At 69.6% G+C, this 9,998-nt stretch carries 8 protein-coding genes; 2 read left to right on the forward strand and 6 right to left on the reverse strand.

The features are described 5' to 3' along the window. Positions 1-4 precede the first annotated feature (4 nt). Together D7X12_RS34540 and D7X12_RS34545 are read left to right on the forward strand one after the other, a co-directional pair. Positions 5-664: a tetratricopeptide repeat protein gene (locus D7X12_RS34540; protein WP_120629475.1), complete on the forward strand. Its 660-nt coding sequence runs from the start codon at positions 5-7 to the stop codon at positions 662-664. Between the two features lie 94 nt (positions 665-758). Further along, positions 759-1,232 (forward strand): hypothetical protein, encoded by a 474-nt coding sequence (locus D7X12_RS34545; protein ID WP_147443887.1) that lies wholly within the window; start codon positions 759-761, stop codon positions 1,230-1,232. A 30-nt stretch (positions 1,233-1,262) separates the two neighbouring features. Here D7X12_RS34545 and D7X12_RS34550 read toward each other — a convergent pair whose 3' ends face one another. From D7X12_RS34550 to D7X12_RS34575, 6 genes are all read right to left on the reverse strand, one after another. Continuing rightward, positions 1,263-3,233, reverse strand: a complete 1,971-nt coding sequence (locus D7X12_RS34550; protein ID WP_120629470.1) for an ArsA family ATPase — start codon at positions 3,231-3,233, stop codon at positions 1,263-1,265. A 287-nt stretch (positions 3,234-3,520) separates the two neighbouring features. Continuing rightward, the gene (gene nla6, locus D7X12_RS34555; protein WP_120629471.1) at positions 3,521-4,957 is read right to left on the reverse strand and encodes an enhancer binding protein Nla6; all 1,437 of its coding nucleotides are present in this window, start codon (positions 4,955-4,957) and stop codon (positions 3,521-3,523) included. A 65-nt stretch (positions 4,958-5,022) separates the two neighbouring features. Beyond that, positions 5,023-5,643 carry a histidine kinase dimerization/phospho-acceptor domain-containing protein gene (locus D7X12_RS34560; RefSeq protein ID WP_244224952.1) on the reverse strand — a complete coding sequence of 207 codons (621 nt, stop codon included), beginning with the start codon at positions 5,641-5,643 and terminating at the stop codon, positions 5,023-5,025. Positions 5,644-5,940: 297 nt separating this feature from the next. Continuing rightward, on the reverse strand, positions 5,941-6,393 hold the full coding sequence (locus tag D7X12_RS34565) for a deoxycytidylate deaminase (protein ID WP_120545666.1): 453 nt from the start codon (positions 6,391-6,393) through the stop codon (positions 5,941-5,943). Between the two features lie 96 nt (positions 6,394-6,489). After that, positions 6,490-7,374: a S1 family peptidase gene (locus D7X12_RS34570; protein WP_120629473.1), complete on the reverse strand. Its 885-nt coding sequence runs from the start codon at positions 7,372-7,374 to the stop codon at positions 6,490-6,492. Positions 7,375-7,531: 157 nt separating this feature from the next. Next, a complete protein-coding gene (locus D7X12_RS34575; RefSeq protein WP_120629474.1) occupies positions 7,532-9,787 on the reverse strand; it encodes a PrkA family serine protein kinase in 2,256 nt (751 codons plus the stop codon). Between the last annotated feature and the right edge of the window lie 211 nt (positions 9,788-9,998).

Consider the following 9,998-nt stretch of genomic DNA (forward strand, 5'->3'; position numbering starts at 1 on the left):
GACACTGTCCGCCGCCCCCTCCGCCCCCCCGTCCGGGCAGGCGCTCAACACCCAGGGGTTCCGCCTCTACCAGGCCGGGAACTACGCGGGGGCCCTGGAGAAGTTCCAGGCCGCCGCCCAGGCCACCCCGGACTACGCCCTGGCGCACTACAACGTGGCCGCCACCCTGGGCGTCCTGCGCAAGCAGGGCAAGGTGTGCGAGTACAGCGCCCACCGCGACGCCATCGTCGAGAAGCTGACCACCGCCGTGCGCCTGGACGCGCGCCGGCTCAAGCGGGCCCGGGCGGACCGGGACCTGGATGTCATCCGGGACACGCTCGGCTGGCAGAAGCTGCTGGGTCGCACCCCGGAGAAGGAGGCCGACGTGCCGGCCCTGCTGCGCGCCGTGTCCTGGTACGGCCCCGGCGTCGGCGTCTACGGCACCACGCGGGGCCTGCGCTTCGCGGACAGGGGCCGCGTGGTGCTCTGGGAGAAGCACGTGGACGACAACGGCAAGCCCAGCGAGACGCGCACGCCGGGCACCTTCACCGTCCGGGGCCGCGCCGTGGAGGTGACGCTCCCGGGCAAGAAGCCCCTCACCGGCACGCTGAGCGAGACGGGCGTCCTCACCTTCCCGGAGGGCCTGGGAGCCTTCACCGACAGCCCCTCGGAGTGCGACGCCTGAAGTGACGTCCCGTGCACGCCTACACCCGCGCGAGGGACCGGTGCCCTGGCGCGCCTGCCTGCCGGTGCCCAGCTTCGTCATGAGGGGGGAGCCGGTGCACAGACTCAATGCGAGACAGTGGGGATTGGTGGCCATCGTCGCGGCGGGGCCGTTCGTCCTCGCCTTCCTGCTGGCCGCCGCGGCCCCGGGGCTGCTGGAGCCCGTGCTCGGCACGCCGCTGGGAGGGCTGAGCTGGCTTCTGGCCACGCTGCTGGGCATCACCGGCGGCGCCCTCTTCGCGCGCATCCTCGCGGCCCTGCAGCGCCCGCGCATCCAGGCCTCTGCCACCCTGCGCCTCGTGGGCACGGTGGGCGGCGCCGGGATGGTGGTGGGCCTGTGCATCGTGCCGGCGGTGGCGCTGCTGCTCGCGGGCCCCACCCTGGCCATGCACCTGGGACGTGAACCGCTTCCCGCACCCCACGCCCTGCGCTCGCTCAGGGGGAGCGCGGTGGAGCTGCTGGGACAGGCCCGGCGCGCGTTTCCGCACCGGCTACCGCTGTCCCAACTCCTGCCGCCGGGCCCCCGGTAGGCTCGCGGCCTGACGGCGCCCGGCTTCGCGTCAGGCCGCCTTGATCTTCGCGGGCGGCGCGGACAGCGCGTACCACGCGGTGCGGAACGCCTTGAGCTCGCGCAGCCCGGCGGGGTGACGGCCCAGCGCGGGCGCCATCGTCACCGGCAGGCCGATCTTCTTCTCGATGGCCTTCGCCGCGTTCAGCTCCAGCTTGCGGCGGTTCTCGCACTTCTCGCAGGTGGACTTGGGGCCCACGCGGTTGACGAGCACCCGCTCCACCTGGAGCTTGCGCTCCTTCAGGTACTCCACCAGCCGCTCCGTGCGCGACGCCGCCAGCTCCTCGCCGCGCGTGACGACCACGAAGCGCGACTCGCTGGGAGACGCCAGCGCGTCCTCGAAGCGCTTCACGTGCTTGAGCATGCCCGCGATGTCATCCGCCAGGTCACCCAGACCCTTGGCGCGGTGCTTGTTGAGCACCGCGTGCAGCGCGCCCAGCCACGTCTTCGCCGTGTCCGCCAGCTCCACCACCCGCACGGACGTCACCACCGGCGACGAGTCCACCACGATGCGCTTGAAGCGCTCCTGCACCAGCGCGTCCGTGAGCACGGACATCGCCGCCAGCTCGTCGATGCCCGGGGGCGCGCACTCCAGCAGGTTGCGCAGATAGAGCAGGTCCACCGGCACGTCGTTGCCCGCCTTGGGCGCGCCCTCGAAGGCCTTCTCCGCCTTCTCCTTCAGCCGCTTGCGCAGGGCGTTGAACCAGCCCGCCATGTCCAGCTCGCGCGCGTACAGGCCCTTGGTGCCCTTCACCTGGGTCTCGGTGTCCGTCAGGCGGCTCTGCAGCACGTCCGACAGCGAGTGCGCCGGATCCGTGGAGATGAGGAGCACCGGCCCCTCCTTCTCCGTCAGCGTCACCGCCGCTGCGGCCGCGCAGGAGGACTTGCCCACCCCGCCCTGGCCCACGAAGAAGATGAGCCGCGTGGGAGGCAGCGGGGGCGCCGCGATGGGCGGCATGGAGGGAGCGCGCACCAGCGCCGGAGGACCTTCCGCCGCGCTGAACTCCAGCGCCTTGGTCTCCTTGCCGGCCGCCCACTCCTTGGCGAACTCCTTCAGCCCGTCCAGCCCCCGGGGCGCCACCTCGCGGCGGCCCAGCAGGTTCACGGGGACAACCTTGTCCAGCGCCTGGTACTTGCGCACGTGCGGCGCCTGGAGCCCGCGGCGACCCTGGCACGACGAGCAGCCCTCGTGGTCCTCCACCTGGTTGACGATGACCTCCGTCACCGGCAGGCCGCGCTCGCGCAGCTGGGTGAAGTACATGCGCGTCTGCGCTTCCGGCACCGGCTCCGCCAGCGTCACCAGGTGGAACGCCGTGCGCGCCGGATCCTTCAGCAGCGCCAGCAGCTTCTCCGCCTTCTGGCCGACCTGATCCAGGAACCCGCCCGCGGACGGCAGCGCCGCGTCCGACTTCTTGCCCTTGCCGCCCGAGGACGGCACGCGGTCCTGCCCCGCCCGCACGAAGCCCAGGAACTTGCGCAGCTGGGCCGGCATGTCGAACAGGCGCAGCGTGTGGCTGGTGGGCGCCGTGTCGACGATGATCCGGTCGAACTCACCCGACTCCAGCAGATCCACGACGTGGAACAGGCCCACCAGTTCCTCCAGCCCCGGAATGGCCTGCTGGTAGAGCTTGCCCATCTCCTCGTCCGACAGGTGCGTGCCCTTCACCGCCGCCTTCGCCAGCGCCGGGAGGTAGTCCGCCAGGAACGGCTTGAGCAGCGCGGCCGGGCTCAACTCCACGCCCCACAGCCCGCCTTCGCCCTTGCCGGCCTGCAGCTTGGTGGCCTTCGTCGGCAGCTTCTTCTTCAACAGGTCCGACAGCGACTGGACCGGATCCAACGAGACGACCAGCACCTTGTGCTTGGGCGCTTCTTCGGAGAGCCTCACCGCGTACGCTGCCGCGAGCGTGGTCTTGCCCACCCCGCCCTTGCCGCCGAAGAAGTGAAGAACTCGCGCGTCGCTCATTGCGTTGTGGCCTTCCTTGTGCCCCCCGGCAGCACCCCAGATGACTCACGTCGGACAACCGCGCCCAGGGGGGCGGAAGTGGCCCGGTATGATCCGTCCCGGCCGGCCCTCACCAACAGGTGGGAGAGGAGCGCAGGATCCCTCGTCCAGGGGGGAAAAGTCAAGAATTGACAGGGGTTTTCAAGACCTCCCCCTGCCTTCCCAGCCTTCCTGGCAGGCCTCGCGAGCGCGCGCCGCGAGCCACCAGGAAGGCCGCGAAATCTCGCAAGGCCAGCCTACCCGTGGGGTCAGCGGACCAGGAAGCTGCTGCTGGCACCCAGGGGGCCGTCATTGCCCTGGCCGCCCATGGGGCCGCCCGGCGTGCCCTGGGCCCGGTTCTCCGCCGCGTAGCGGTTGAGCTTGTTGTAGAGCGTCTTCTCGCTCACCCCCAGCACCTCCGCGGTGCGGGCCTTGTTGTTCCCGTTGCGCTGCAGGCTGCCGAGGATGTACTCGCGCTCCACGGCGTCCAGGCTCAGGCCGAACGGCAGCTTGAACGTGTGGCGCTCCGGCCCCTTGCCGGCCATGTCGGGCGGCAGGTGTTCGCGGGTGATGAGCTCCCCGTCGCAGAGGATGACGGCGCGCTCCACGGCGTTGCGCAGCTCGCGGATGTTACCCGGCCAGTCGTAGTTCTTGAGGACCTCCATGGCCTCCGGGTGCACGCCGGACACGCGCTTGGCGGAGTCCCCGCGGAACTTGTCCACGAAGTGCTGCACCAGGATGGGCACGTCCTCACGGCGCTCGCGCAGGGGCGGCAGGTGGAGCTGGAACACGTTGAGGCGGAAGAAGAGATCCTCGCGGAAGCGCTGGTTCTTGATCTCCTGCTTCAGGTCGCGGTTCGTGGCGGACAGCACGCGCACGTCCACTTCGATCTCCACCTTGCCGCCCAGCCGGCGCAGGCGTCCCTCTTCCAGGACGCGCAGCAGCTTGGCCTGCAGGTCGATGGGGATCTCCCCCAACTCGTCCAGGAAGAGCGTGCCGCCGTGGGCCATCTCGAAGACGCCCGGGCGGCGCTGATCCGCGCCGGTGAAGGCGCCGCGCTCGTGGCCGAAGAGCTCCGACTCGATGAGCGTCGCGGGGATGGAGGCGCAGTTGATGGCGATGAAGGGCTTGTCGCGGCGCAGGGACAGGTTGTGCACCGTGCGGGCAACCACTTCCTTGCCCGTGCCGGACTCGCCGCTGATGGAGACGCTGGCCTTGGACGGGGCCACCTTCTCCATCATCTCGATGACCTTGCGCATGCCGGTGGAGCTGGCGATGAGGTCCGTGGAGCCCAGCTGCTTGAGGCGACGCCGCAGCGTCTGCACCTCGCGCATGGTCTCCTTCTTCTCCAACGCGCGGTCGATGCAGACCTTGAGCCGCGCGGTGTCCAGCGGCTTCACGATGAAGTCGTAGGCGCCCTCGCGGATGGCCTCCACCGCGGTGTCGATGGTGCCGCGCCCCGTGAGGAACACCACCGGGCAGTCCGGCAGCTCCTCGCGCAGGTTGCGCAGCAGCCAGAGGCCGTCCGTCTCCGGCATGGCCAGATCCGACAGGACGACATCCGGCCGGAACTCACCCGCCTTGCGGAGGGCGTCATGCCCGTCGAACGCTGTCTCGACCTTGTGACCCCAGGCGGACAGCATCTCCGCCAGGGCCTCGCAGGTCTCACGTTCGTCATCCACGGCCAGGATTCGTGCGCTGCCCAAGGTGAAAACCTCCACTGCGAAAAAGCGTGTAACCGAAGAAGCCCGTCAGCGCCCCGAAGGGGGGATCAGGCGCGCGGGAAGACCAGGCGGCAGGACCCCGCCCGAATATCGAATTCGATGCCCAGCTGGGCGGCCCGAAGCGTCAGCGCGGCCACCGTGTCGGATGCCTGTTCGGGCGCCGGGGAGCCGTCCTGCACCTCCAGCACCGCGCGAGCACCCTCGGCGCGGACCGCGACCACCACGGTGCCGCCGGGATCCGCGCGGTTGAAGGCGCGCATCAGCACCTGGACCAGGAAGAAGCCCAGCTCCGTGGTGTCCTCGAGCCGCGCCTGCACATCCGGTTCAATGGCGCGCTGGACCTGGAGCCTGCGCCGGCGGCTCTCATGGCCCAGCACGTCCAGGGCCTTGCCGGTGGCGTCCGACAGCGGCGCGTCCCCGGAAGGGCCCGCGCCGCGGAACACGATGAAGTCCGAGAAGAGCTTGAGCAGGCCGTCCACGCGCTGGATCTGCTCGCGCATGGCCTTGAGGTTCTTCTCCTGCGTCGCCGGCACCTGGCCGGACTCGCCCTTGAGCTTCTCGGAGAGGACCTCCAGGTGGATGGCCAGCGCGTTGAGGGGGTTGCGCACATCGTGCAGGAGGCTGTCCATCAGCGCCGGCACGGCGTCGTAGCGGGCAGCGCCCACCACGGGGTCCGACACATCCTGGACAGAAGGCACACTGCTGGCAAAGGCTGATGAGCTAACCACCTGGAACTCCTCGGAATTTCCGTCGACCCCACCCCCGCCGCCACCCAACCGGACCCAGGATTTAGGGAGCACCCTCGGGATTGGCAACCCTGGGTCGGTAATTCTTGCCGGAGTTCTGAAATTCCCGTGTGGAGTCAGCCACTTAGAATCGCTGCCAAGTGTCCTTCAACCAACGCGGGAGGGGCCCGGAGGCCTTGCGTGTCCAGGGTCTGTCCACCTCAGGACACCGCGCGGCCTTCAGGTGCCGGGGGCCGGAGGCTGGGCCGCGGGCCCCACGCCGATCAGCTGCAGCCCCAGGCGGGCGGCGTACTCGAAGATGCGCGGGTCCCGGTAGAACTCGCCGAAGACGATGCGCGTGCAGCCGCTGTTCGCGATCAGCTTGAAGCACGGCCAGCAGGGACTGGCGGTGGTGTAGATGGTCGCGCCGTCAATGGAGACGCCATTCTTGGCGGCCTGGATGATGGCGTTGGCCTCCGCGTGGACGGTGGCCACGCAGTGGCCGTTCTCCATCATGTGGCCCACGTCGTCACAGTGCGGCAGGCCGCGGATGGCGCCGTTGTAGCCGGTGGACAGGATGGTCTTGTCGCGCACCAGCACCGCGCCCACGTGCTTGCGGTCGCAGGTGGCACGCGTCGCCACCTGCTGGGCGATGTCCATGAAGTACTGATCCCAATTGCCCCGAGCGGACATGCGCGAACCTCCAGATGACGTGCCCGCAGCTCTACCGCCGGGGCACGCCCTGTCCAGTTCGCGGAGCCCTGGCTCCCACTCCGAACGTGGAGTGGATCAGCGACTGGCGGTCTTCTGCGGCCCCGCGCCGTCCGACTCGCGCTCCAGCAGGCGGCCGAAGCCCTTGGTCTGGAGGAAGCCGCGCACCTTGGCGCTGGGCGCGGCGAAGGTCTCCCCGGGCATGGGCACGTCGAAGCTGAAGTTCTGCGCGGCCACCTCGAAGTCCACCTTCGCGGTGCGGTAGCCCTCCACGATGGCCAAGAGCTTGCCCGTCTCCAGGCTGAAGATGCCGCCCCCGGAGGCCCCGTAGCCAATGGGCGCGTCCGTCTTCAGCATGCGCGGGTGCTTCGTCTCCTTGTCCCACTCCACCTGGGACACCATGCCGCCGGAGATGGACAGCGCGCGGCCGTACGGGGACGCGGCCACCACCACGTCCTCCCCCGGCTCCAGCTCGTCGTCCTCGGCCAGGTCCGCCACGGGCCACGTCACGCCCGACACGCGCAAGAGCGCCAGGTCCAGCTCCGGCACCGCGCCCGTGGCCACCACCTCCGCGGTGAACTCATGGGACTCCGCGCGCCGGTCCACCACGACCTTGAGCACGGGGTCTTCCAGGTCGCCCTGCTCCACCGCGTGCGCGTTGGTGAGCACGTAGCTGACAGGCCCCGACTCGCCGGTCTCCGTGCCGATGACGACCCCTGAGGCCGAGCGGCGCACCTTGCCGTTCTCCGTCGTGATGAGCCGCACGTTGAGCGGGAGGATGCGCCGCACCATCGCCTTGCGCGTCGGCTGGGCCACCGGCGCGGGCATCGAGCGCACGCGCTCCACCACCACCGGGGCCCGCGTGTGCATCGCGAACGGAATGTCCTCGGGGGCCTGGGACGGGGCACTGGCGCAAGACACGAGGGCCAACAGGACGGGGGTGCCCAACAGCAACCGGTTCATCAACGCTCCAGGCGCAAGGAGGAGGAGGGACGAGGGGACGACAGGCGTGCAACTCGGTGGCGGTTCCCATCATCCCGAGCCCCTGCCCGGATTGAAAAGCAGGCGGGCAGGCATCGGCTTCTGATTGCCTGCCCGGTGTCTCCGTCCCGGCCCCGCGTCAGGCGTAGCGCTGGCGCATGAGGAAGAGGATGGCGTCCTTCGCGCAGTACTCGCAGTAGCCGTAGCGCTCCGCCATCGTCTTCAGCGTGCCCTGCACCTGGGACTGCTCGCGCGGGGACAGCTGGTTGCGGTCCTCGGAGAGGTACTTGAGGACGTTCTCCTTGTTCTTGCGCAGCACGCGCTTGCGCTCCTCGAAGTAGTGGTCGCGCAGGCGCTTGAACATGTCCGGGAAGATGCGCGGGTAGTCCATCACGCCCTCCGGGTTGTCCAGCCGGTGTGCGCCGATGGAGGCGATGAGTCCCCGGCGGAAGTCCGCCGCCGCCTCCCCCTGCGGCATCACGATGGCCTCCACCTCCGCCATGCGCGCCTCGTCCGGCTTCTCCGACTCGCCCGTCACGCGGTTGCGCATCTTCTCCCCGCGCACCCAGTGGCTGACGCTCTGGATGTAGCGCTCCACCAGCTCGCGGTACTGCCCTTCCGACACGAGCCCCATGGAGTCGCGCACCTCGGAATCCACCCGGTCCAGGTACTCGCCCTCCACCACGCGCACGAAGGACTCGTGGTCGTGGTAGCCGTCCATCACCTCCTGCAGGAGGAACTCGTAGACGCTCTTGTCCTTGCAGAGCGACTGCAGCTCCTCCAGCACCGCCAGCGCGTGCAGGCACTTGTAGTCGGGGTTCTGCGCGGCGTTGAAGAGGGCGGTCTTGATCTCCCGCGCGCTCGCGCCGGAGCGGCCCTCGTAGTTCGGGTACGACTCCGACTCCTCGTACATCTCCTCGCGCAGCTTCAGCAGCTCCTTGGTGTTCGCCGTGCTGAGCCGGCCGGGCGCCCCACCCTCCTGGTACAGGTGCAGCTTCTCCACCGGCGCCACCTGATCCACCAGGGGCTTCACGTTGGGCGGGTAGCGGTCCGGGATGGGCTTCTTCAGGCGCGTGAGCACCGCCCACATCGCGGCCACCTCCGTGGCGTGCGGAGAGACATGCTTGCCCACGCTGGTGGGGGTGATCTGCGCGTCGTAGATCTCCTGCTCGACCTTGTAGCGGCGCAGGTACGGCACGCGCACCAGCTCGATGCGGCCCTTGAACGACGCGAAGTCCGGCAGCTCCTTGAAGGCGGACAGGTGCTTCTCGTTGGAGGACGCGATGAGCACCTCGTCCAGCTGGAGGACGAAGGGCTCCAGGGGCACCTCGCTCGTCTCGCTGAAGCCGAGCAGGTACTTGAACGCCTCCAGGGGGCGCTTGAGCAGGTCCGCGTACTCGATGAGGCCGCGGTTGGCGTGCACCAGCGGGCCGTGCGGTTCGAAGAGCACGGTGCTGTGCAGCGCGGCGGGCAGGTTGAGCTGGGTGCGGTCCGCGGAGATCTGCTGCGCGGCGGCGTCCACGCTCATCTGCGGCTCCACCGTCACCGTGCCCACCTGGTAGCGGCGCGACACGTAGAAGCGCTCCACCTGCACGTGGCGCAGGACCTTGAGGAAGTCCCCACCGTAGGCGTTGAGCAGCGCGGTGTAGATGCGGCGGCACTTGGCGCACAGCTCCCCGTCGCGCAGGTAGTCGGAGAGGATGAAGTCCCCCGTCTCCCCGTCGCCGTTGCCCAGGCCCTTCTTCTTGAGCGCGCCCTCCAAGAGGCCCCGCCGCTCCGAGGGGGGCACCGCGAACAGCGGGTGATCCCTCAGCTCACAGGGCATGCGCAGGTCCAGGGACTCCGCGTCCAGGTGGGCGAACGTGGTCAGCTCCCCGTCGCCAGAGCCCGTCCCCGGCCGCTCCCCGAAGCCGATGGAGCCCTTGATGAGCTTCTCCGACGGGAACACCCAGGCGATGCGGTACAGCGCACCTTGAGGCTGGCGGGAATAATCTTCCATCCCCTGCTTCAGCGCGTTGACCAGGCTGGACTTCGCGCTGCCGTTGGGGCCGTGCAGCATGATGAGCTTGTTGATGCGGCCGGCGCGCACGAAGTTGCCCAGCAGGCGGTAGAGGGCGTTCTGCACCTCCTCCTGCCCGGCGACGCGGCCGTCCCGCCCCGTGGAGGGGGCGTCAAACACCTTGAAGCGCCGGATGGTGCCGGTGGGGTGCGGCACCTGTTCGGTGCCGTAGTGGTCCATCACGTCCCGCAGATACTGCGCCGCGTTGCGCGCCTGGCCGCGAGGGTCCGCGAAGAAGAGCGTGAGGTACTCCTCGAAGGACAGGATGGACCGGTTCTTGATGAAGTCGGCGCTCACCTGCGCGCCCACCTCCTGCAGATAGCCCTTCGCTTCCACGGCGGCTCCCCTCTGTGCGTGGGTGAATCCCTCGGATGTAGCCACGGCGCGCGGCCGTCGCATGTGAACCCCGGGGGCTGACCTTCGTTCCCGGCCCCCGGAATTGTAAAGCGAGCGCCCCCTGACAGCGGGCCGGTGTGTTCGGGGCCTCGCGCTTCGCCCTCCGGGCGGCCGGCCGGGCTTGGAGCTTGGGGGGAGCGGACGGGGGGAC

The sequence above is a fragment of the Corallococcus sicarius genome (assembly GCF_003611735.1).
Classification (GTDB): Bacteria; Myxococcota; Myxococcia; order Myxococcales; family Myxococcaceae; genus Corallococcus; species Corallococcus sicarius.

What these genes read in the sequence shown, in the direction of transcription:
- D7X12_RS34550 (WP_120629470.1), bottom strand. Translation starts at nt 3,233, where the DNA reads ATGAGCGACGCGCGAGTTCTTCACTTCTTCGGCGGCAAGGGCGGGGTG.
- D7X12_RS34565 (WP_120545666.1), bottom strand. Translation starts at nt 6,393, where the DNA reads ATGTCCGCTCGGGGCAATTGGGATCAGTACTTCATGGACATCGCCCAG.
- D7X12_RS34570 (WP_120629473.1), bottom strand. Translation starts at nt 7,374, where the DNA reads ATGAACCGGTTGCTGTTGGGCACCCCCGTCCTGTTGGCCCTCGTGTCT.